The sequence below is a fragment of the Phascolarctobacterium succinatutens genome (assembly GCF_958453765.1).
GTDB lineage: Bacteria > Bacillota > Negativicutes > Acidaminococcales > Acidaminococcaceae > Phascolarctobacterium_A > Phascolarctobacterium_A succinatutens_B.
On the sequence record NZ_CAUDZA010000025.1, the window covers coordinates 1 to 22,276 of the forward strand.

Below are 22,276 nucleotides of genomic sequence, written 5' to 3' on the forward strand. Positions count from 1 at the left end.
ACATGCTTTTTGACTGAGGATAGATTCTACAATTATGCAGTAAAGTTGGCAGCGGGAGCTTCTTAATGCGGGAGCTTCTTAATGAAGTATTGCTATTCGCGAGAGGTATATCGTTCCAGTCAGCAGCAATTTCTTAACGCAAATTTCGTGTGGAATCATAACGAAGTGTCGCAAAACTCGCGCTATGCTAAAAAATTCTTCAATATAAGTTAAGTTTAGCGCTCAAACAATTGCGACACTTAGCGGTTCGTGTCAAACCAATCAGCTTCGCTCTTCGAGCTTGCTTCTTGGGACACTATCGCATGGCGCGCATGAGCCAATCAGCATCGCCCTGCGGACTCGCTTCTTGGATACGCCCGCATATGGTTCCAAATGCTCATTTGCTAAAATTGCTATTCCTTGCACGATATACATCTCGCTCAATTTACCAGAGTTTTATGTGTGACAGTCAATCAGCATGAGCATGATAGATGCGCCCGCTGATGATTCCAGACACTCATTTGCTAAAATTGCTATTCCTTGCACGATATACCCATCGCTCAATTAACTTTCCTTCTTATTAATCAGCATCGTCCTGTGGATTCGCTTCTTTGATGCGCCTTTCTACAATATACTACATTTGCGACGCACCTGCTTCCCTTCCTTTCTATAAAAAATTCAAACATCCTCATACAGTAGACGAATATTCGCACAAATCAAACGAGCGAAAAACATTGACAGTTTTGAGAAGAAATAGTATCATTATTGTTAACTGTTCGGCAGAATATATATAAAAGAACAGAATTTGTTTTTTATGAAGGGAAAGAAAACTATGAAAATGACAAACTTTAGATGGAAGGTAGCGTGGCTGATCTTTGCTATCAGCTTTGTATCCTACATGGACCGCGTTAACCTTTCTGTTGCAACACCTGTAATCATGAAGGAATTCGGCTTTACAAAAATTGATATGGGCCTTATTCAATCCTTCTTCTTCGCCGGTTATGCTTTAATGCAGGTTCCGGGAGGTATGCTGGCTGAAAAATTTGGCCATCGCTTTACCGGTTCTATTGCTTGCGCCTGGTGGTCTGTATTTACTGCCTTGACTGCAGTAGCAAGCGGTAAGTATACCTTTGCAATTGTACGTTTGATGTTTGGCTTGGGCGAAGCACCTATTTATCCTGCGTTCGCAATGGCTGAGCACAAATGGTTTAATAAAGACGAAAAGGGCAAGGCAAGCTCCTTTATTCTTAATGGCTGCTTCTTTGGTCCTGTAGTCGGTCCTGCTGTTGTAGTATGGCTGATGACTACCTTTGGCTGGCATCATGTATTCCTCAGCTTTGGTGTAGTTGGTCTGATTTTGGCTTGGGCATGGCATAAATATGTTACAGATGATCCGAAGGACAGTCCTTACGTTAATGAAGCAGAACTTGCTCACATTAACGAAGGCCGCGTGGAAGCAACCGGTGAAAAGCAGATTGCTCCTTGGGGCAAGCTGTTGCGTTCTACCCAATTCTGGGCTTTGGGTATTCAGTTTTTGATTACCGATTATATCATGTATGTTTTCTTGGCCTGGCTGCCGATGTACCTCATGGAGGTGCACAAATTCTCCTTAGCAAAAATGGGTATCTGGGCAGCTGCTCCCTGGATTTCTCTGATGGCTGTAGTTACTCTTTGCGGTCACTATTCCGATAAACTGCTGCGCAGCGGCATGTCTCAGAACATGGTTAAGACTGCAACCGGTGCTGCAGGTATTCTTCTTTGTGCAGGTGCGCTGTACATTTCCACCCGTACTGCCGATCCGATGATGAATGTTCTCTGGCTTTCCGTATCCTTAGGTTCTCTCGGTCTGACCATGAGTGCTTCCTGGTCCAGCGTTATCAGCATGGGCGGTAAATTTGCCGGTTCCGTATCCGGTTGGATGAACTTCTGGGGCAACATCGGCGGCGTCCTGGCTCCGACCGTTACTGCCTGGTTTGCAACCAACTATGGCTGGCAGGCTGCTTTGGCAGCAACTGCTGTAACCGGTATCTGCGGTGCTATTGCCTGGTTCTTTGTAAAGCCTGATAAAGCGATTGTATAATAGTAGATAAACTATAACGCTTTTAAGACAGACACCTCGATATGCTTTAAGTATGTCGGCGGTGTCTGTTTTTGATTATGCTATTTTCTTACGCTGGACAAATAACGCGATATGCTGTATAATATCTTAGAAGTTCATAACAGACAGTTCGTAACCATCCTGTCTATAAATAAAACTACGGGCGATGTACTGGCGCCGGCCGGTATTTTTTATGTATGCAAGGATTTCGTCTGTAGATGACGGAATCCTTTTATATTTTGTGGACTTTGCCCGCTCATTAATTGGGAGGAGAAATGAAGGTTTTAGTATTATTAAGCGGTGGCGTAGACAGCTCAACCTGTCTGGCACTGGCAAAAGAAAAATACGGCGATAATGTTCTGGCCTTGTCGATGTCTTATGGTCAGAAGCATGCCAAGGAGCTTGCAGCAGCGCAGGCGATTGCCGATTATTATCATGTGGAGCTGCTGCATATGGATTTGTCGAAGATTTTCGCTCACAGCAAATGCTCTCTGCTGCAGGGCTCGGAAGAAAGTGTTCCGCACGCATCCTATGCAGAGCAGCTGAAGGAAAGCAAGGGTGAGCCTGTAAGCACTTATGTGCCGTTCCGCAATGGTTTGTTCCTGTCTGCTGCGGCAAGCATTGCGCTGGAATATGAATGCAATGAGATTTACTACGGTCCCCATGCTGATGATGCTGCAGGCAATGCTTATCCTGACTGCAGTGTTGAATTTAATGAGTCGATGAATTTGGCAGTATATTTGGGAAGCGGTCGTAAGGTGCGTCTTGTTGCTCCCTTTGTTGATAAAACAAAGAAGGATATCGTTGCTGAGGGCTTGCGCTTAGGTGTTCCATATGAGCTGACCTGGAGCTGTTATGACGGCGGCGAAAAGCCTTGTCACAAGTGCGGTACCTGTATTGACCGTGAGGCTGCCTTTGCTGCCAACGGTGTTGTTGATCCCTTAGTAGAAGCTTGAGGAGGTAATGATAATGAAGAGCTTAAGTAACCAAAAATTAGTATTTTCCGCATTGTGTATTGCATTATATATTGTTGTGATGATGTGCACCCAGAGCTTTGCTTTTGGTCAGTATCAGATTCGTATTGCTACTGCGCTGTATGGTCTGAGTGCTATTTTCCCGTTTCTGGTGCTGCCGTTTGGCTTGGCAAATGTTGTCAGCAATACGGTGATGGGCGGTCTTGGTCTGCCGGATATTATCGGCGGCTTTATTGTAGGTATCGTAACAACCGGTATTATTGTTTTGGCTAAGCGTCGTGGCTGCGGCAACTGGATTATCTGGGCAGCAGTAACCTTTGTACCGGGACTCGGTGTTCCTGTATGGCTGAGCGTACTGCTGGATATTCCTTATCTGGTACTGGCAAGCAGTCTGCTGATTGGCCAGTGCATCTGCGGTATTGCGAGTGTAATGCTGGTTACCGCTTTGGAACGCGTGGGAGCAGGCAAGCTGTTTGCATTTGATGGAGGTAAGCAATAATGACAAGTGGCAGAAGTAAAGAAGAATTACAGGGCGTAAGCCTGTTAGGCAATAAAACTGCTTATAAAAGCGATTATGCGCCGGAGGTTTTGGAGTCCTTCCCGAATAAGCATCCGCAAAATGATTACTGGGTTAAATTTAATTGCCCGGAATTTACCAGCCTTTGTCCGATGACGGGACAGCCTGATTTTGCGACCATCTACATTTCCTATGTACCGGATGAACGTCTGGTAGAAAGCAAGTCCTTGAAGCTGTATTTGTTCAGCTTCCGTAATCACGGTGATTTCCATGAAGACTGCGTAAATATCATTATGAAGGATCTTATCAAGTTGATGGAGCCTAAGTATATTGAGGTTTGGGGTAAATTCCTGCCGCGCGGCGGTCTGTCTATCGATCCGTATGCCAACTACGGCAAGCCGGGAACCGAATGGGAGCAGGCTGCAAAGAAGCGTCTTTTTATGCATGATATGTATCCCGAAACAGTAAATAACAGATAAAAAGATTTTGAGCTGTTGCGTAATGCGGCAGCTCTTTTTTTGCTCCCGGCGAAGAACTCAGCGGATAAAAACTATTTTTAGACAGCTTGAGTTAGCAGCAGCTAATCAAAGACTGGTTTTAACAAATTTTTTTCGATAAACACTAATACAGCACTTTATTTCTTAATTAGAGTATGCTATAATGAGCTATAGACAAATAATTCACTTATTTGCATTGAATCCGTGGGACACGAAAAGTACCACGAGGGACAAAACGCGTCAAGGGATGTAACTGGTTATGGATAGTATTATTAATCTGCAAAAGAAAATTGTACCGGAGCTGACAGATTTGCTCGTACAGCGTTACCAGATTCTGCGTCAGGTGAGCCATGAAGCGCCGATAGGCCGACGTGCTCTGGCTGCAAGACTGGGACTGAGCGAAAGAGTGCTGCGTGCTCAGGTTGATTTTCTTAAGAAAAGCGGCCTGCTGGATTTTTCCTCCAGCGGCATGAGCGTGACTGATGAGGGTGCGGATATTCTTAAGGAGCTGGCGGATTATGTACGCAAGCTGCAGGATATTTCGTTTTTGGAAAGTACTCTCAGTGATACACTGAAGATTGGCAAGGTTGTCATTCTCCCCGGTGATTCGGACCAAGAGGATGTTGTCAAACGCGAAATCGGCCGTACTGCAGCACATATTCTCAGCAAGCTGCTTAGCGATGGCAATAAGCATATCGTTGCTGTCAGCGGCGGAACTACTATGGCAGCGATGGCAGCCAATGTTTCCGGCTCGCAGCCTAATACGGTGGTTGTACCGGCACGCGGCGGCTTGGGTGATAATGTAGAACTGCAGGCCAATACGATTGCAACTGTCCTGGCGCAAAAGCTTGGAGCATCCTACCGTCAGCTTTACGTTCCCGACTGTGTAAGCGAGGATATTTTAAACAGTATTCTTAAAGAGGATATCGGTGTGCGCGCTGTCGTTGATATTATCAAGCAGGCAGACATTCTTGTCCACGGTGTAGGCCGCGCCAGTGTTATGGCAAGGCACAGACGCTTAGGCAGCGAGGTAATTGCCAAGCTGGAGGCAGACGGTGCTGTAGGTGAGGCGTTTGGTCAGTATTGTGCTTTAGACGGCAGACAGGTTTATATGACTAATAATGCCGGCCTGATGCTACAGGATTTGCAGCACATCGGCACAATCATCGGCATTGCCGGAGGTAAATCGAAGGCGGCAGCAATTTTATCGGTTATCCGTGCTTCCAGGCAGGATATTTTGATTACCGACGAGGCCGCAGCGCATGAGATTCTCAAAATGGCAAAGGAGCAATAAACAGAAAGTAGCTCTTTATTAATTTGTTACTGAGCACATTTGTGCAAAATTTAGATTCTCTCAGAATTAAGGAGGAAATTATTATGACAAAAGTAGGTATTAATGGTTTTGGCCGTATCGGCCGCGAGGTTTTCCGTGTAGCATTCAACAATCCTGAAGTAGAGGTTGTTGCTGTCAACGATCCTGGCGACATCACCGCTTTGGCTCACCTGTTGAAATATGACTCTATCCATGGCATTTTCAATCATGAAGTCAGCATCGAAGGCAACTACATTATTGTTGACGACCGCAAAATCGAAGTATTCGCTTGCTTGGATCCTGCACAGATTCCTTGGGGCGAAGCCGGTGCTGAAATTGTTGTAGAATCCACCGGCCGTTTCACAGAAGCTGCAAAGGCTGCAGCTCATCTGCATGACACCGTTAAAAAGGTTATCATCTCCGCTCCTGCAAAAGGCGAAGATATCACCATCGTTATGGGTGTTAACGAAGACAAATATGATCCTGCAAAACACAACATTATTTCCAACGCTTCCTGCACCACCAACTGCCTGGCTCCGTTCACCAAAGTACTGCTGAACAAATTCGGTATTGAAAGCGGTCTGATGACCACTGTTCACTCCTACACCAATGACCAGAGAATCCTGGACCTGCCGCATAAAGACCTGCGCCGTGCTCGCGCTGCTGCTTGCTCCATCATCCCGACTACTACCGGTGCTGCAAAAGCAGTTGCTCTGGTTCTGCCGGAACTGAAAGGTAAACTGAACGGCTTCGCAATGCGCGTTCCGACTCCGAACGTTTCCATCACCGACCTGACTGTTCTGCTGCAAAAAGACACCACTGCTGAAGAAATCAACGCAGTGCTGAAGGAAGCTGCTGAAGGCGAACTCAAAGGCATCATGGGCTACAGCGACGAACCGCTGGTTTCCCGTGACTACAACGGCTGCCCGCTGAGCTCCATCATCGACGGTCTGTCCACCATGATGGTTGGTCCTCGTATGGCTAAGGTTGTAAGCTGGTACGACAATGAATGGGGTTATTCCAACCGCGTGGTTGACCTGGCTGCTTATATTGCTAAAAAAGGTCTGTAATAAAGGAGATTCTTATCCGTGGATAAAAAAACTGTACGTGATTTAGACGTTGCTGGTAAAAAAGTACTGGTACGCGTAGATTTTAACGTTCCTCTGAATGATAAAGGCGAGATTACCGATGATACCCGTATCACCGCATCTCTGCCGACCATTCAATATTTGCTGGAGCAAAAGGCTGCTGTTATTTTAATGGCACATCTCGGCCGTCCTAAAGGACAGGTTAAACCGGAATTGTCTTTGGCTCCTGTAGCTAAGCATTTGGGCAAGCTGCTGGGCAAAAAGATTCTGTTTGCTCCGGACTGCGTAGGTGAGGCTGCGCAGGCTGCTGCAAGCAAGCTGAAACCGGGCCACATCCTGCTGCTGGAAAACCTGCGTTTCCATAAGGAAGAGGAAAAGAACGACATGGAATTTGCCGAAAAGCTGGCTTCTCTGGCAGATTTGTATGTCAATGACGGCTTCGGTGTATCTCACCGCGCACATGCTTCTGTAGAAGGCGTAACCCACTTCCTGCCTGCAGCTGCAGGCTTCCTGCTGGAAAAGGAAATCCAATATGTAGGTCAGGCTGTAACCAACCCGCTGCATCCTTTCGTTGCTATTATTGGCGGTGCTAAGGTAAGCGACAAAATTGGCGTTATCAGCAACCTGCTTGATAAGGTTGATACCCTGCTTATCGGCGGCGGTATGGCTAACACCTTCCTGGCTGCACAAGGCTACAAAATGGGCAAGTCCCTGGTAGAAGAGGATAAGCTAGACCTGGCTAAAGAGCTTCTGGCTAAGGCTAAGAAAAATAAAGTTAATATGCTGTTGCCTACCGATCTGGTAATGGCTGCTGCATTTGCTCCCGACGCTGAGCATGTAACAGAAAAGGTGAAAAACCTGAATCAGGCTTATATGGCTCTGGATATCGGTGCGGAAACCAGCAAGGCTTATGCGGAAGCTCTGGCTGACGCTAAGATGATTGTCTGGAACGGACCGATGGGCGTTTTTGAAATGGATGCGTTCTGCAAGGGTACCGAGGCTGTAGCGAAGGCTGTAGCTAAGAGCCGTGCTACCAGCATTGTCGGCGGTGGCGACAGCGTTGCTGCTATCGAAAAGCTGGGCCTGGCTAAACGCATTACCCATATTTCCACCGGTGGCGGTGCTTCTCTGGAATATCTGGAGGGCAAGGTACTGCCCGGCGTTGCTGCGCTTGATGACCTGCGCCGCAAAATGATTGCCGGCAACTGGAAAATGCACAAAACCGTAAGCGAGGCTGTAGAGCTTGCAGAGGACATTGTAATGGAAACTAACGGTACCTTGAACGAGGTTGTTATTTTCCCGCCGTTCACCGCACTGGAAACTGTTGCGGATGCTATCGATGGTAAGCACGTAGGCTACGGCGCACAGGATTTGCATTGGGAAGACAAGGGTGCCTTCACCGGCGCTGTTTCCGGTGCGATGATTGCCGATATCTGCGCTGAATATGTTCTCGTTGGTCACAGCGAACGCCGTACCATTTTCGGTGAGAACGAAAAAATTGTTGCCAGCAAGATTATTGCCGCTTACCGCAACGGCCTGAAGCCGATGCTGTGCGTTGGCGAAAACCTGGCTGAGCGTGAAGCAGGCAAAACTGCCCGCAAAATCAATATGCAGCTGAAGAGCGCTCTGCGTGTAATTTCCGCAGAGGATGCAGAAAACCTTGTTGTTGCTTATGAGCCTATCTGGGCTATCGGCAGCGGTAAGGCTGCTACTCCGGAGGATGCTTTGGAAGTATGCACCCTGATTCGTGAAAAAATCGGCAAAATCTTTACTCCTGATATTGCCCGCAAGGTTCGTATTCTTTACGGCGGCAGTGTTAATGAAAAGAACGCTGCTTCCTTCAACCTCAGCGGTATTGACGGTGTGCTGGTAGGCGGCGCAAGCCTGAAGGCTGACACCTTTGCCGCAATCGTAAGAAGCTTTTAATAAGACCTCGGAGAAAGCACCTGTTGCTTTCTCCTTCGTCTTTAGGAATTTGATAATGAAAAAACCAGTTTTACTAATGATTCTTGATGGTTGGGGCATTGCTCCCGCAGATAAAACCAATGCTGCGGCTATGGCAAAAACTCCTAACCTAGACAGTTATTTTGCAAATTATCCTCATACAACCTTGGAAGCAAGCGGCAAGGCTGTAGGTCTGCCGGCAGGCCAAATCGGTAATTCGGAGGTAGGTCATCTGAATATCGGTGCCGGCCGCATTATCTACCAAAGCCTGACACGCATTGACAAGGCGATTGAGGATGGCGATTTGTATAAGAACAAAGAGCTCAGCAGGGTGATGGACGAAACGAAGCAGGCAGGCAAGGCGCTGCATCTTCTGGGACTGTTATCCGACGGCGGCGTCCATAGCCACATTGAGCATCTTCTGGCACTTATATGCATGGCGAAGGTTAAAGGCCTGACTAAGATTTATGTGCATGCCTTCCTCGACGGACGTGATGTAGGCCCGAAAACAGCGCTGGAATATATCCATGAGCTGGAAGATGGTATGGCGCAGATTGGCGTAGGCAAGATTGCTACCGTCAGCGGACGCTATTACGCAATGGACCGCGACAAGCGCTGGGAGCGCGTGGAGCGTGCCTATAAAGCACTGGTGCTGGGCGAGGGCGGCAAAGCTGCAAGCGCTGCTGCCGGCGTAGAGGCATCCTATGCCGCAGGCGTAACGGATGAGTTTGTTGAACCCTTCACTGTTGACGGCGTAGATGGCAAAATCACTGCCGGTGACGGTGTGATTTTCTTCAACTTCCGTCCTGACAGAGCGCGTGAAATTACCCGTGCGCTGCATGATGAGGACTTCCCGTATTTTGCACGTCCCGAGGGCGCACGCCCTGTAAATTATGTGTGCATGACGCAGTATGATGCTACGATTACCGCACCGGTAGCCTTTCCTCCGGAGGAGATTAAGTATACCTTGGGTGAGGTGTTGGCACAGCATGGACTGCGCCAGCTGCGCATTGCGGAAACCGAAAAATATGCGCATGTAACCTTCTTCTTCAACGGTGGCGTGGAAGCTCCGAATGCTAATGAAGAGCGTATTCTGATTCCTTCGCCGAAGGTTGCAACCTATGATTTGCAGCCGGAAATGAGCGCCGAAGAGGTTACGCAGGCACTATTGGCAGAGCTGGATAAGGATAAATTTGATGCGATTATCCTGAACTTTGCAAATCCGGATATGGTTGGTCATACCGGTGTGCTCAGTGCTGCGATTACCGCTATGGAAAAGGTTGATGACTGTGCCGGCCGTATTGTACGTAAGGTGCTGTCCCTTGGCGGCAGCGTGTGCATTACCGCGGACCACGGCAATCTGGAGAAGATGGCCGAAAGTGATGGTTCGCCGAACACCGCGCATACCACTAACCCTGTACCGTTTATTTTAGTAAGCGAAGAGCAGCACAAGCTGCATAACGGCATTTTGGCCGATATTGCGCCGACACTGCTGCAGCTGCTTGATATTAAACAGCCTGCCGCTATGACAGGTAAAACTTTGATAGACTAATCATGAGGTGATAAAAATGGCAATGATTACTGAAGTTTACGCTCGCGAGATTCTGGATTCCCGCGGCAATCCGACCGTAGAAGTTGAAGTATGTCTGGAAGACGGCGCAATGGGACGCGCTGCAGTTCCTTCCGGTGCATCTACCGGTGTACACGAGGCTGTAGAGCTGCGTGACGGCGACAAAGAGCGTTACCTGGGCAAGGGCGTTACTAAAGCAGTTGATAATGTTAACGACATTATTGCCGAAGCAATTATTGGTCTGGACGCAACCCGCCAAACCGAAATTGATGAGCTGCTGGTTCGCTTGGACGGCACTCCGAACAAAGGCCGCCTCGGCGCTAACGCTATCCTCGGTGTTTCCATGGCTGTAGCTAAGGCTGCCGCTGCTTCCGTAGGCCTGCCGCTGTACCTGTACTTAGGCGGTGTTGCTGCCAAAGAGCTGCCTGTACCGATGATGAACATCTTAAACGGCGGCGAGCATGCAGATAACAACGTTGATATTCAGGAATTCATGATTATGCCGGTTGGCGCTAAATCCTTCAGCGAAGCACTGCGCATGAACGCTGAGATTTATCATAACCTGAAGGCATTGCTGAAGGAAAAAGGCCTGAGCACCGCTTTGGGTGATGAAGGCGGTTTTGCACCGAACCTGAAATGCAATGCAGATGCTATCGAGGTTATTCTCGAAGCAACCGAGCGTGCAGGCTATAAACCGGGCAAGGACATCGTTATGGCGATGGACGTTGCTTCCAGCGAATTCTATGTAGACGGCAAATACAAAATGACCGGCGAAGGCGTAGAAATGACCAGCGAAGAAATGGTTGATTATCTGGCAGGCCTGTGCGAGAAATATCCTATTATCTCCATCGAAGACGGTATGGCAGAGGATGACTGGGACGGCTGGAAGAAGCTCACCAAAAAGCTGGGCAAAAAAGTTCAGCTGGTTGGCGACGACCTGTTTGTTACCAACGAAGAGCGTCTGGTTCAGGGCATTGAAAAGGGCGTAGCAAATGCTATTCTGATTAAAGTAAACCAAATCGGTACCTTAACCGAAACCTTCAATGCTATCGAAACCGCTAAACGCGCAGGCTATACCTGCATTATCTCTCACCGTAGCGGTGAAACCGAAGATACTACTCTGGCAGACATTGCTGTTGCTGTAAACGCAGGCCAGATTAAGACCGGTGCTCCGGCACGTACCGACCGTGTTGCCAAATACAACCAGCTGCTGCGTATCGAAGAGGATCTCGGCAAGGCTGCAAAATATAACGGCATGAAGGTTTTCTACAACATTAAAAAATAAGCAGACAAAGCTTTCTTGTTTGCTGTAAAAGATGAGGTGAGAGCGCTGACTCTCACCTTTTTCTTTATTTAGGGCGTTTTTGTAAAATATTTTGCAAAAGTAGATTGTAAGAGCACGTCTTTTATGGTAAAATACTATGGTACAAAAATATGAGGAGGTAAGCTCTGTGATTGAAACTGTCTTGATGGTTCTTGAAGTTATCGTTTGCATAGCACTCATTGGCGCAGTTCTGCTGCAGTCCGGAAAAGGCGGCGGTATGGGCAGTACTTTCGGCGGCAGTGACGGTGCTTTTTTTGGCAAGGGCAATGATCTGGATACACTCATGGCGAAGGCCACGATTTACTTAGGTGTTGCATTTGCTGTTATTACTTTGGCGCTGGCAAAAATCAACGCTTAAGGCTGACGGGATTTTCCTGTTTTCCGCACTCATCATGTTACCAAGAGTGCAACCGCACTCTTAAAATTTTAAATTTTTTTATAAAAAGAAAGGGGTTTGGGTCTTGAATTTCTTAATGATCTCCATTGTTGTCGGCCTCATTGCACTCGCAGTTGCACTGATGCTGAGCAGCGCAATCGGTAAGGCTCCTGCTGGTACAGCACGTATGCAGGAAATTGCCGGTTACATCCACGAGGGCGCTATGGCGTTCCTGTTCCGCGAATACAAAGCACTGTCTGCTTTCGTAATCGTTGTTGCTATCGTAATTTCTATGTTCTTATCTCCGCTTACTGCAGTATGCTTCGTTGCAGGTGCAGTATTCTCCGTATGTGCAGGCTACATCGGCATGACCGTTGCTACCAAAGCTAACGTTCGTACTGCTGCAGCTGCTCAACATGGCGGCATGCCGGAAGCTCTGAAAATTGCTTTCTCCGGCGGTGCTGTTATGGGTCTGGGCGTAGTTGGTCTGGGTATCGTTGGTGTTGCTGCTGCTTACATGCTGTTCGGCAACATTGATATCGTTACCGGCTTCGGTCTGGGCGCAAGCTCCATTGCATTGTTCGCTCGTGTTGGCGGCGGTATCTACACCAAAGCTGCTGACGTTGGCGCTGACCTGGTAGGTAAAGTTGAAGAAGGTCTGCCTGAAGATGACCCGCGTAACCCGGCTACCATCGCTGATAACGTAGGCGATAACGTAGGCGACGTTGCAGGCATGGGCGCTGACTTGTTCGAATCCTATGTAGGTGCTATTATCTCCGCTATTACTCTGGGTGCTGTTGCATATCCCGGCGGCGAAGGCATTATGTTCGTATTTGAGCTGGCTTTCGCTGGTATCATTGCTTCCCTGATTGGTGTATTCTATGCTCGTAGCAGCAAATCCACTAACCCGCAGGCTGCTCTGAACCATGGTACCTATGTTGGCGGCGTAATCGTAATTGCTGCTGCTTACTACCTGTCCACTTCCATCTTCGGTAACACTGCTGCATTCGTAGCTATTGCTTCCGGTCTGGTAGTTGGTCTGTTAATCGGTAAAATCACCGAAATCTACACCTCTGCTGATTATGCTTCCGTTAAGAAGATTGCTGAGCAATCCGAAACCGGTCCGGCAACCACCATCATCTCCGGTCTGGCTGTTGGCATGTATTCCACCTTCCTGCCGATGATCTTCATCTGCGTTGGTGTAATCCTGGCATTCTTCACCATGGGCGGTGCTAAAGATGCAGGCATGGGCCTGTTCGGTATCTCCCTGGCTGCAGTTGGCATGCTGTCCACCACCGGTCTGACCGTAGCAGTTGACGCTTATGGTCCTATCGCTGATAACGCCGGCGGTATCGCAGAAATGTCCGAGCTGCCTCCTGAAGTACGTGAAATCACCGATACCCTGGACTCCGTTGGTAACACCACCGCTGCTATCGGTAAAGGCTTCGCTATCGGTTCTGCTGCTCTGACTGCTCTGGCTCTGTTCTCTGCTTATGCACACACTGTAGGCCTGAAAGCAATCGACCTGCTGAACCCTGTAACCCTGATTGGTCTGTTCATCGGTGCAACCCTGCCGTTCGTATTCGGTGCTATGACCATGGAATCTGTTGGTAAAGCTGCTTACCAGATGATCGAGGAAGTTCGTCGTCAATTCCACGAAATCCCCGGCCTGCTGGAAGGCAAAGCTAAAGCTGACTACCAAAAATGCGTAGACATCTCCACCGCAGCTGCTCTGCACGAGATGATTATGCCTGGTGTTATCGCTATCGTTGCTCCTCTGCTGGTTGGCTTCCTGTTCGGTACTGAAGCTCTGGGCGGCCTGATTGGCGGCTCTCTGGCTTCCGGCGTACTGGTTGCAATCCTGATGGCTAACGCTGGCGGTGCATGGGATAATGCGAAGAAATTCGTAGAAGCTTCCGGCCGCAAACACACTCCGGTGCATGACGCAACCGTTGTAGGCGATACTGTAGGTGACCCGTTCAAAGATACTTCCGGACCTGCAATGAACATCCTGATCAAACTGATGACCATTGTATCCTTGGTATTTGCTCCTGTACTGGCAGCAAACGGCGGCATCCTGCTTGGCCTGTTCAAATAAGTTTATAGCTAGTCTATAATCCAAGCTGCTGCAGCATTAGCTGCAGCAGCTTTTTTATTGAGTATTATTATGAATCAATAATTGATAACTAAAAGAATAAGTGTAACACTAAGGCGAATTTAATGTAAAATTAAGAGGGTCTTAACAAAAATACTTGCACTGAATATCAATGCATGGTATAATGCAATTGTAGTTAAGAAGTGAAGATACTCTTCTTACCGACAAATATTGATTTATAAATCATTGTGAAGGAAAAACCGGCGAAGGATGACAGAGGAAACAAGGCAACTCTTGAGCGGAATTTGCGGGAGACTCCGGAAGGTGATTTGTAAAAATATAATTTCAGCAGTTTAAAAATACTGCTGCATCCTGAGGAGGAAACTACAATGAAAAAATCCTTAGTACTCGCAATGGCAATGGCTCTGGGCGTAACCGCTTCCGCTTACGCTGCTAACCCGTTCTCTGACGTTCCTGCTGGCCACTGGGCTTATGACAGCATCAACAAACTGGCTGCTGCTGGCGTAATCGAAGGCTATGGCGACTCCACCTTCGGTGGCGACAAACTGATGACCCGTTATGAAATGGCTCAAATCGTTGCTAAAGCAATGGCAAAAGGTGCTAACGTTGACAAGCTGGCTGCTGAATTTGCTGACGAGCTGGACAACCTGGGCGTTCGCGTTGCTAATCTGGAGAAAAAAGCTGACAATGTTAAAATTACCGGCAACATCCGTTACAACTATGCTGACTATGATGAAGACGGTTATGCTACCAAACTGCGTTCCCGTATCTGGGTAAAAGGCCAAATCAACGATGACTGGACTTACACCGGCATGCTGGAAAACATCCAAGATCTGAAAGACAATGCTGGCAACGAAGATACCAAATTCCAACGTGCTTATGTTGATGGTAAAATCGGTGGCGTAGCTGTTGAAGCTGGTCGTCTGCCTTTGAACCTGGTTGCTGGCAACCTGTATGATACCCGTGCTGACGGCGTTGTTGCTTCCTATGGCAAAGACGTTAAAGTAACCGGTTTCTATGCTAAACCGACCAACCAAGGTAAAACTGTTCAAGTTTATCCGAAACTGATGAAAACCGAATTAGAATATGACAACGTTTACGGTGCAAAAGTTGATGCTAAATTCGGCGTTGTAGCTGCAACTGCTGGCTATACTGTATTCCAAGATGCTACCTCCAGCGCACATGCATATAATGCTGCAAAAGATGATTATAGCGGTGCAAATCTTGGTTCCTATTCTTTGGACGACAACAAAATCTGGAACGTTGGCGTAGCATTTGATTTGGCTAAAAACCTGAACCTGTCCGCTAACTACATGAAATCCAGCGAAGAATATGTAACCAAAGACGACGATGCAATCGTTGTTGGTTTGTCCTATGCTGGCGCTAAAGCTGCTAAAGAAGGTTCCTTCGGCATCTACGCTAACTACTATGACCAAGCTCGTTCCACCGTTGTTGCTCACACCATGAACGGCGAATACGGCACTCATGGCTTCAAAGGCTACATGGTAGGCGCTAACTACACCTTCGCTAAGAACATCGTTGGTGCTGTTGAATACTATGATCTGGAAGACAAACTGGACGATTCCGACATGAAGACTCTGTGGAGCCAAGTAGTATTTACTTTCTAATCTGACTTTACGTCAATCCGCTGAAAAGCAAAAAAACGCATATGCATAAATTAAAAGAGGACGGTGCGCACCGTCCTCTTTTTGCGTGTTGATAAAGGAATAAATCTCTTGCTTTTTACAAAACTTTTGTGTACACTTAAACTAAAAGGAGGAGATTACTTTGATGTATCCGTTTTTAACATTAGACGATAATACAGAAATTGTACATTCCGAGATGCGCAGTGATGGAACTGTAAAAGTTTACATTGAAAAGCCCGATGCTAAGGATTGCTTTCATCATGCTACGTGTTATTTACCGGATTATAAGTGGGAAGATATATTTGGTTTTTCACAAGAAGAAATAGATAAGTATCAGGAAATTATTGAATCAACGGCACATTTAATCATGCAATTCTCTCAAGAGGGTGGGTTCGATAATGCCTCAGGTTTTTAAGATAGGCTCTTATTGGGTTTATTTTTGGACAAATGAAAATGAACCTCTGGAGCCTATACATGTGCATGTCTCTCAGGGTTCGCCTAGAGCTAATGCTACAAAAATTTGGATTACAAGGGCTGGAAAGTGTTATTTGTGCCACAATAATTCACATATTCCTGAGCGAGTTTTGAAAAACATTATGTCTATTATCGAAGCAAGAAGCCAAAGTGTTGTAAATAAGTGGCAAGATTATTTTGGACAAGTGAGATATTTCTGCTGATTTTTATAATGGTGATATGAGGACGGTGCGCACCGTCCTCTTTTTGCATACGCAAGATAGCTTTTGACTTTTTTGCTGAAATACAGTACTATGTAAGTAGGATAGTGTGTTTAGAAAGGTTGGTGTCTTATGAGTCAACAAAAATATATTTCTGACGAGCAGGTTGTAAAACGTGCTAATTGTGCCGTAAAAATTGCATTAGAAAAGAAACGTGCTATGGATGTGCCTATTTTTACATATGATAGGGAAACTCAGAGTATTTGTGTAATTGGCAGTGATGGTAGCAAAACTCAGGTATGTGGGAGATATAATCATGGACGCTATAGCGAAAGAGTTAAATAAAAAGCCGGAGATAATCGTTTTTGCTGGACCAAACGGTTCCGGTAAAAGTACTTTCACAGATTTGTTAAAACCACCTGTTGACTATATTAATGCTGATGAAATCAAGAAAAATTTAAAATGCGATGATTTGACTGCAGCGCAAATTGCTGAAAAGCAGAGAGAGGATCACTTGAAAAATAGAGAGGACTTCTGTTTTGAAACAGTTATGTCTACACCTAGAAATTTAAATTTGCTGCAACGAGCTAAGGAAGCAGGTTATTTTATACGTTGTTACTATATTTTAACTGTTGACCCTTTTATTAATGTTTATCGAGTAAAATCTCGTGTCGCAGAAGGTGGTCATGATGTGCCGATTGAGAAAATAATAGAACGCTATGATAAGGCTTTGGCTCAGGTTTGTGATGTTGTTCATGTTGCAGACGTTTGTCATATATATGACAACTCGACAGAGCAACCTTTTCGTATTTTCAAAAAACGCAAGAGTGAGGAATTCTTTGATGTTTGCGATGAGTGGCATCAGGAAGATATTAAGCTTTTAACTGGTAGCGAAAATATGCAGTATAAGAACTTAAATAAATGAAGAGAGGACGGTGCGCACCGTCCTCTTTTTGCATGCTTAAGGCTTGTACGTATATATTTGGCGAACGTGGCAGTTTTATCCTGTAAGCAAAATTATCTCAAGTATTTCATACATTGTGATGCGTAAAATACGCTAATAATCCTAGTTACATACATTGCAATGTATGTAGTTGGCAAAAATCGGTACTTTTCTGCATTGTAATGTATGAAGTTCTTGCAAAATCAATGCATGCTGCAATCAGCATGCATTTTTTATGATATAATATAAACTAGTATAGAATAACTTTGAGGTGAAGCCGGTGCAGATAATTGAAGGTGCAGAATCATTTCTGCTGGAAGGAAAAAATAATAAGGCAGTTTTGCTCTTGCATGGATACACAGGTGCGCCGTCGGAAATGCGACCACTTGGCGATTACCTGCATGCGCTTGGCTACACTGTGAGCTGTGTACGTCTTCCCGGCCACGGCACGAGCATCAAGGATTTGGAAGCAACCACCGCGACGGATTGGTATGGTGCTGCCGAAGCTGCCTGCAAAAATCTGCTGGAGCGCTTTGACTGCGTGTATGTGGCAGGCCTCTCCATGGGCGGACTGCTGGCAATCAAGCTGGCAGCAAAATTGCCGGTGCAGAAGGCTGCCTTTATTTCGGCACCGATTTTTGTACAGGATAAGCGTGCGCCGCTGCTGACGTTTTTGCGCTTTTTTATTCACTATCTGCCCAAGCACAAGAAGAATTACCAGGAGCTGCAGAAATATTGCATATCCTATGCCAAAATGCCGACGAAGCCGCTGGTGAGTCTTTTTAAGATGCTTAATGAGTGCAAAAATAAGCTGCTGGCAGAAATAAAAATCCCCTGCCTGGTTTTGCAGTCGAAAACAGAGCACACCGTACAGCCGCGCAGTGCCGAATATATCTATAATAAATTAGCCGCAGCCGCTAGCAGAAGATTAGTCTGGTTTGAGCACAGCGGGCACATTCTGACGCTGGACCGCGAGCATGAGGCAGTTTTTAAGGAAATTGCCGATTTTTTTGCGAAATAAAAGGATATTGAAGGGTAAACGAAGAAATATGGATAAGTCACTATTGAATAATAACGAATACAGCTGGTGCTTTGCCTGTGGCAAGGATAATCCCAGCGGGTTACATATGCGTTTTGAAATTGACGACGACAAGTGCACAGCGTATTTTACGCCGCGCCGGGAGCACCAAAGCTATCCCGGACGTATGCATGGCGGCCTGGTGGCCGTACTGCTTGATGAGGTGACAGGCAATTATCTTTTTGCCAAGGAGGGCAAGCCTTCCTATACGGCGAAAATTGAAATACGCTACCGTCAGCCGCTGGCAATCGGTGAGGAGGTTGTCTGCACCGGGCGAGAGCTGAAGCGCAAGGGACGCATGGTTGAAATGCAGGGTACAATCTGCAAAAAGGATGGTACGCTGTTGGCGGAATGTCTGTCAAAGATGATGATTGTGGATGAAACGCCGCAACCGTCGCGTAAGCTCGCCGCAGGCGAGGGTGAAGAAGAATAGAGGTAAAATTATGCAGACGAAGGATGTACGTGAAAAAATATTAAATTTTATGCGCGAAGAAAGCTATGCACCGATGACCTCGGAGGAGCTGGTGGATGCGCTGGGGCATGATGTTAATCCCAACAAGTTTTGGGACGAGCTGCTGGCGCTGGAGCAGAACGGCGAGATTATCAAAACACGCTTTGAAACATACGGCCTGCCGGAGAAAATGGGCTTGGTTGCAGGACGCTTTCAGCTGACGAGCAAGGGCTTTGGCTTTGTCATCCCGGATAACAAGGGCGACAGACCGGACGTGTTCATTCCGCCGCGCGCTCTGCATGGTGCGATGAACAATGACCGTGTGCTGGCGCGTGTAAATAATGCGGCGCAGGGCAAAAAGCCTGAGGGCGAAATCCTGCGTATCATCACGCATGCCAATAATAAAGTTGTAGGCGTTTTCCACCAGACCGGTGATTTTGCCTTTGTAACGCCTGACGATAAGCGTATCGGTCAGGATGTATATGTTATGCGCAAGCATTTTAACGGTGCGAAGGATGGTCAGAAGGTAGTAGTAGAAATTACCGAATGGCCGCAGGAGCACCGCAAGGCCGAGGGCAAGGTTACCGAGGTTTTGGGCAACATCGGTGATGTGGGTTTGGAGATTCTGTCGATTATCAAGCAGAATGATCTGCCGCTGACATTCCCGGACGAGGTGCTGGAGGCTTCGCGCAAGGTGCCGAAGTCTATTAAAAAGAGCGAGCTGGCAGGCCGCCGTGATCTGCGTGAGCGCACTGTCGTAACCGTCGACGGCGAGGACGCCAAGGATTTGGACGATGCGGTTTATGTAGAGCAGATTAACGATAACGAATACCTGCTGGGCGTTTATATTGCGGATGTCAGCTATTATGTTACGGAAGACAGCGTGCTGGATAAGGAAGCAAGAGAGCGCGGCACAAGCGTTTATCTTGTCGACCGTGTACTGCCGATGCTGCCGGAGCGTCTGTCGAACGGTATCTGCAGCCTGAATGCCGGTGAGGACCGTCTTTCCATGGCCTGTGAGATGCATATTGATAAGATGGGCAAGGTGCTCAGCTACGAGATTTTCCCGGCGGTTATCAATGTACGTCACCGCCTGAGCTATAATATTGTGCGTGCAATTTTGGCAGGCGACAAGGAAATGTGCGACAAGTATGAGGACATTCTGCCGATGGTTGCGCGTATGGATATTCTGCGCCAGATTTTGCATGACAAGCGTGCGCGTCGCGGTGCTGTAGACTTTGATTTGCCGGAGCAGAAGGTTATTCTGGATGAAAAGCTGCATCCGATTGAGATTGTGCAGCGTATCCACGGCAATGCGGAGTCGATTATCGAGGAGTTTATGCTGGCGGCGAACGAAACAGTTGCTCAGCACATGTTTAATCAGCACTGGCCGTTTATCTACCGCGTGCATGATATTCCAAGCGAGGAAAAGATGCAGGAGTTCGCCAAGCTGTTGGCAAACTTTAATATTAAATTTATTCCCAAGGAAGAAACGGAGCCGAGGGATATTCAGCAGGCCGTGAAGGAAATCGCCGGCCGTCCGGAAGAACGATTGGTAACTACAGTAGCGCTGCGTTCCATGAAGCAGGCAGTTTATCAGACGGACAACATCGGTCACTTCGGTTTGGCGGCGAAGTACTACACGCACTTTACCTCGCCAATCCGTCGTTATCCCGACCTTATCGTGCATCGCCTGCTGCGCGCCTGGATGACAAAGCCCACACTGAAGGAAGCAGATGCCGAAAAGCTGGGCGATAAGCTGGACGTTATTGCCGACCATTCTTCTATTCGCGAGCGTGCGGCAGCAGATGCCGAGCGTGCAACCGTTGACCTCAAAATGTGCGAATATATGGCAGACCATATCGGCGAAGAATTTGACGGCGTTATTTCCGGCGTAACGGCCTTTGGTATGTTCGTTGAGCTGGAGAACGGCGTAGAGGGACTGGTGCATATTTCCAGCCTGATGGATGATTACTACGAATATTACGAGGAGCGTTATGCCCTCGTAGGCACGCACAGCGGTCATACCTATCGCTTGGGCGATAAGGTGCGCATTGAGGTGCTGCAGGTAAATATCAGCGACGTGAGCATTGACTTCATCATGGCAGGGGAGAACGCAGGCGTGCGTGAGCACATCCGCCAGCAGCTGCTGATGAAGCAGAAGCCGAGCAGCGGACGCAGCACGCAGAGCATCGCTCTGAGTGCGGAAACGCAGAAGAAAAAGCACAAGGGTGCGAAGAATAAAGAGGCCGGACGCCGCAGCGCCAAGCATGGCAAGCCTGCGCCGAAGAGCAGCGCCAAGGGTGGTAGCAAGTCCGGCAAAAAAAGCAGAAAAAAGAATAGGAAAAGCAGATAATTATGGCAGAACAAAAGATTAAAATTATAGCAGAAAATCGTAAGGCACGCCATGACTTTACCATTTACGAAACCTTTGAGGCAGGCATTGCGCTGACCGGTACGGAGGTAAAGTCCCTGCGTGCGGGCAAGGCCAACATGAAGGACAGCTATGCGCAGGTAACACGTCAGGCGGAGGTCTTTGTGTATAATCTGCACATCAGTCCCTACGATCATGGCAATATCTTTAACCATGACCCACTGCGCAGCCGCCGCCTTTTGTTGCACCGTGCGGAGATTAACAAGCTCATCGGCAAGGTGAAGGAAAAGGGCTATGCGCTGGTACCGCTTAAGCTGTACTTTAAGCATGGTCTGGTGAAGATGGAACTGGCGCTGGCAGTAGGCAAGAAGCTGTACGATAAGCGTCAGGACATGGCCAAGCGCGACGCGAAGCGCGAGATGGAGCGCGCGCTGAAGGACAGGAATCGCTAATAGACGGGTGAATTCACAAATTCTTCATGCACAGTGATTTGACTTTTTGACTAAAGCATAGTACAATATCATTGTAGCGTATCGGCTCTTTCACCGATATATTCCAATTTGGGGATGTACTGGTTTCGACGGGGGTAGGTGCGGTATGATAAGCGAGCCGTGGTTCCATCTGCACGATAATCGGTGGGCACGTTTAAATATAAACGCTGAACAAGAATACGCTTTAGCAGCTTAATCTGCTAACTGTCTCTGAGCCTCTTCCCGCGGGTGAGGAATGACAGTCAATAGTGGGATACCTTAAGGCTGATTCCTATAGGCTTTAAGGGAAACTCTTTAGGATAGCAATGTGAAGGCCCGTCGTCAGGCAATCGCAGCGCGAAACAAAGTATGACGTCTGCGCTCGGAGAAAGTTGTATGGCAATATTTTCGGACAGGGGTTCGACTCCCCTCATCTCCACCAGAATTAGTCCAATCGTGACAGTTGATTGGTGGAATAAAAAACAGAGGATAGTGTATAACAGCACTATTCTCTGTTTTTGTTTGCAAGCTGTTTAGTGTGTGTAAGCTGCTTACCTATAACAGCACGAGGATAATGTACTTTCGCGGTACGTTATCCTCTTTTTTGTTTTTAGGATGAATTTAAGCATAGGTGATGCAAAATTTTTATTCCAAAGCTCTTTTCTTATTATAACAATGACAGTTTCTGTCCATGGCATCATATATAATTAACTTATTAGATTCCTTAAATGAAAAAGAGCTTTGAATATATTAAAAGGAGCGGATAGATTATGACGAAAAAAGCCTTGAAAAAGCAATTAAAGAAGCAACTGAAAAAAGCTGCTAAGCAGGCAGCAAAAAATAAA

Annotated in this window: 20 protein-coding genes and 1 other RNA gene; all 21 read left to right on the forward strand. The window is 47.2% G+C overall.

Annotation, left to right across the window (positions count from 1 at the left end; all coding sequences use genetic code 11):
- Positions 1-811 precede the first annotated feature (811 nt).
- The 21 genes from Q7Q81_RS08980 (at position 812) to ssrA (ending at position 21,873) form a co-directional block, all read left to right on the forward strand.
- Positions 812-2,059: an MFS transporter gene (locus Q7Q81_RS08980; RefSeq protein WP_304275456.1), complete on the forward strand. Its 1,248-nt coding sequence runs from the start codon at positions 812-814 to the stop codon at positions 2,057-2,059.
- A gap of 293 nt (positions 2,060-2,352) precedes the next feature.
- On the forward strand, positions 2,353-3,033 hold the full coding sequence (gene queC / locus Q7Q81_RS08985) for a 7-cyano-7-deazaguanine synthase QueC (protein WP_304077991.1): 681 nt from the start codon (positions 2,353-2,355) through the stop codon (positions 3,031-3,033).
- A 13-nt stretch (positions 3,034-3,046) separates the two neighbouring features.
- A complete protein-coding gene (locus Q7Q81_RS08990; RefSeq protein WP_293823880.1) occupies positions 3,047-3,550 on the forward strand; it encodes a QueT transporter family protein in 504 nt (167 codons plus the stop codon).
- On the forward strand, positions 3,550-4,047 hold the full coding sequence (queF, locus tag Q7Q81_RS08995) for a preQ(1) synthase (RefSeq protein WP_009145817.1): 498 nt from the start codon (positions 3,550-3,552) through the stop codon (positions 4,045-4,047). Before Q7Q81_RS08990 ends, queF begins: the two co-directional genes overlap by 1 nt.
- Before the next feature lie 277 nt (positions 4,048-4,324).
- Entirely contained in the window at positions 4,325-5,359 is a 1,035-nt protein-coding gene (locus tag Q7Q81_RS09000) for a sugar-binding transcriptional regulator (RefSeq protein WP_009145819.1), read from the forward strand.
- 80 nt (positions 5,360-5,439) lie between these two features.
- Positions 5,440-6,447 (forward strand): type I glyceraldehyde-3-phosphate dehydrogenase, encoded by a 1,008-nt coding sequence (gap, locus tag Q7Q81_RS09005; RefSeq protein ID WP_304275488.1) that lies wholly within the window; start codon positions 5,440-5,442, stop codon positions 6,445-6,447.
- An 18-nt stretch (positions 6,448-6,465) separates the two neighbouring features.
- The gene (gene tpiA / locus Q7Q81_RS09010; protein ID WP_277230603.1) at positions 6,466-8,391 is read left to right on the forward strand and encodes a triose-phosphate isomerase; all 1,926 of its coding nucleotides are present in this window, start codon (positions 6,466-6,468) and stop codon (positions 8,389-8,391) included.
- 55 nt (positions 8,392-8,446) lie between these two features.
- Positions 8,447-9,961, forward strand: coding sequence for a 2,3-bisphosphoglycerate-independent phosphoglycerate mutase (gpmI, locus tag Q7Q81_RS09015; RefSeq protein WP_368502128.1), 1,515 nt, complete (start codon positions 8,447-8,449; stop codon positions 9,959-9,961).
- 16 nt (positions 9,962-9,977) lie between these two features.
- Positions 9,978-11,264, forward strand: coding sequence for a phosphopyruvate hydratase (gene eno / locus Q7Q81_RS09020; RefSeq protein WP_210684772.1), 1,287 nt, complete (start codon positions 9,978-9,980; stop codon positions 11,262-11,264).
- Positions 11,265-11,430: 166 nt separating this feature from the next.
- Entirely contained in the window at positions 11,431-11,661 is a 231-nt protein-coding gene (secG, locus tag Q7Q81_RS09025) for a preprotein translocase subunit SecG (RefSeq protein ID WP_210684771.1), read from the forward strand.
- Positions 11,662-11,776: 115 nt separating this feature from the next.
- On the forward strand, positions 11,777-13,777 hold the full coding sequence (locus tag Q7Q81_RS09030) for a sodium-translocating pyrophosphatase (protein ID WP_009145825.1): 2,001 nt from the start codon (positions 11,777-11,779) through the stop codon (positions 13,775-13,777).
- A 386-nt stretch (positions 13,778-14,163) separates the two neighbouring features.
- Positions 14,164-15,423 carry an S-layer homology domain-containing protein gene (locus tag Q7Q81_RS09035; protein ID WP_304275459.1) on the forward strand — a complete coding sequence of 420 codons (1,260 nt, stop codon included), beginning with the start codon at positions 14,164-14,166 and terminating at the stop codon, positions 15,421-15,423.
- A 160-nt stretch (positions 15,424-15,583) separates the two neighbouring features.
- On the forward strand, positions 15,584-15,856 hold the full coding sequence (locus tag Q7Q81_RS09040; RefSeq protein WP_044484564.1) for a hypothetical protein: 273 nt from the start codon (positions 15,584-15,586) through the stop codon (positions 15,854-15,856).
- A complete protein-coding gene (locus Q7Q81_RS11100; RefSeq protein ID WP_210684768.1) occupies positions 15,840-16,118 on the forward strand; it encodes a DUF4160 domain-containing protein in 279 nt (92 codons plus the stop codon). The genes Q7Q81_RS09040 and Q7Q81_RS11100 overlap by 17 nt, the downstream gene beginning before the upstream one ends.
- Positions 16,119-16,247: 129 nt before the next feature.
- Entirely contained in the window at positions 16,248-16,460 is a 213-nt protein-coding gene (locus Q7Q81_RS09045) for a hypothetical protein (RefSeq protein ID WP_021720543.1), read from the forward strand.
- Positions 16,432-17,040 carry a zeta toxin family protein gene (locus tag Q7Q81_RS09050; protein ID WP_304275462.1) on the forward strand — a complete coding sequence of 203 codons (609 nt, stop codon included), beginning with the start codon at positions 16,432-16,434 and terminating at the stop codon, positions 17,038-17,040. The genes Q7Q81_RS09045 and Q7Q81_RS09050 overlap by 29 nt, the downstream gene beginning before the upstream one ends.
- A gap of 298 nt (positions 17,041-17,338) precedes the next feature.
- Positions 17,339-18,079 carry an alpha/beta hydrolase gene (locus Q7Q81_RS09055; RefSeq protein ID WP_304275463.1) on the forward strand — a complete coding sequence of 247 codons (741 nt, stop codon included), beginning with the start codon at positions 17,339-17,341 and terminating at the stop codon, positions 18,077-18,079.
- Between the two features lie 28 nt (positions 18,080-18,107).
- Complete coding sequence (locus Q7Q81_RS09060) at positions 18,108-18,569, forward strand: PaaI family thioesterase (RefSeq protein WP_009146157.1); 462 nt, start codon at positions 18,108-18,110, stop codon at positions 18,567-18,569.
- A gap of 10 nt (positions 18,570-18,579) precedes the next feature.
- Positions 18,580-20,943 (forward strand): ribonuclease R, encoded by a 2,364-nt coding sequence (rnr, locus tag Q7Q81_RS09065; RefSeq protein WP_418948510.1) that lies wholly within the window; start codon positions 18,580-18,582, stop codon positions 20,941-20,943.
- Between the two features lie 2 nt (positions 20,944-20,945).
- Entirely contained in the window at positions 20,946-21,413 is a 468-nt protein-coding gene (smpB, locus tag Q7Q81_RS09070) for an SsrA-binding protein SmpB (protein ID WP_009146155.1), read from the forward strand.
- A gap of 110 nt (positions 21,414-21,523) precedes the next feature.
- Positions 21,524-21,873: a transfer-messenger RNA gene (gene ssrA / locus Q7Q81_RS09075) on the forward strand.
- The last annotated feature ends 403 nt before the right edge of the window (positions 21,874-22,276 follow it).

What these genes read in the sequence shown, in the direction of transcription:
- Q7Q81_RS09035 (WP_304275459.1), top strand. Translation starts at nt 14,164, where the DNA reads ATGAAAAAATCCTTAGTACTCGCAATGGCAATGGCTCTGGGCGTAACC.
- Q7Q81_RS08980 (WP_304275456.1), top strand. Translation starts at nt 812, where the DNA reads ATGAAAATGACAAACTTTAGATGGAAGGTAGCGTGGCTGATCTTTGCT.
- queF (WP_009145817.1), top strand. Translation starts at nt 3,550, where the DNA reads ATGACAAGTGGCAGAAGTAAAGAAGAATTACAGGGCGTAAGCCTGTTA.
- rnr (WP_418948510.1), top strand. Translation starts at nt 18,580, where the DNA reads ATGCAGACGAAGGATGTACGTGAAAAAATATTAAATTTTATGCGCGAA.
- Q7Q81_RS09030 (WP_009145825.1), top strand. Translation starts at nt 11,777, where the DNA reads ATGATCTCCATTGTTGTCGGCCTCATTGCACTCGCAGTTGCACTGATG.
- gpmI (WP_368502128.1), top strand. Translation starts at nt 8,447, where the DNA reads ATGAAAAAACCAGTTTTACTAATGATTCTTGATGGTTGGGGCATTGCT.
- Q7Q81_RS09045 (WP_021720543.1), top strand. Translation starts at nt 16,248, where the DNA reads ATGAGTCAACAAAAATATATTTCTGACGAGCAGGTTGTAAAACGTGCT.
- Q7Q81_RS09000 (WP_009145819.1), top strand. Translation starts at nt 4,325, where the DNA reads ATGGATAGTATTATTAATCTGCAAAAGAAAATTGTACCGGAGCTGACA.
- Q7Q81_RS11100 (WP_210684768.1), top strand. Translation starts at nt 15,840, where the DNA reads ATGCCTCAGGTTTTTAAGATAGGCTCTTATTGGGTTTATTTTTGGACA.
- queC (WP_304077991.1), top strand. Translation starts at nt 2,353, where the DNA reads ATGAAGGTTTTAGTATTATTAAGCGGTGGCGTAGACAGCTCAACCTGT.
- Q7Q81_RS08990 (WP_293823880.1), top strand. Translation starts at nt 3,047, where the DNA reads ATGAAGAGCTTAAGTAACCAAAAATTAGTATTTTCCGCATTGTGTATT.
- Q7Q81_RS09050 (WP_304275462.1), top strand. Translation starts at nt 16,432, where the DNA reads ATGGACGCTATAGCGAAAGAGTTAAATAAAAAGCCGGAGATAATCGTT.
- Q7Q81_RS09060 (WP_009146157.1), top strand. Translation starts at nt 18,108, where the DNA reads ATGGATAAGTCACTATTGAATAATAACGAATACAGCTGGTGCTTTGCC.
- smpB (WP_009146155.1), top strand. Translation starts at nt 20,946, where the DNA reads ATGGCAGAACAAAAGATTAAAATTATAGCAGAAAATCGTAAGGCACGC.
- eno (WP_210684772.1), top strand. Translation starts at nt 9,978, where the DNA reads ATGGCAATGATTACTGAAGTTTACGCTCGCGAGATTCTGGATTCCCGC.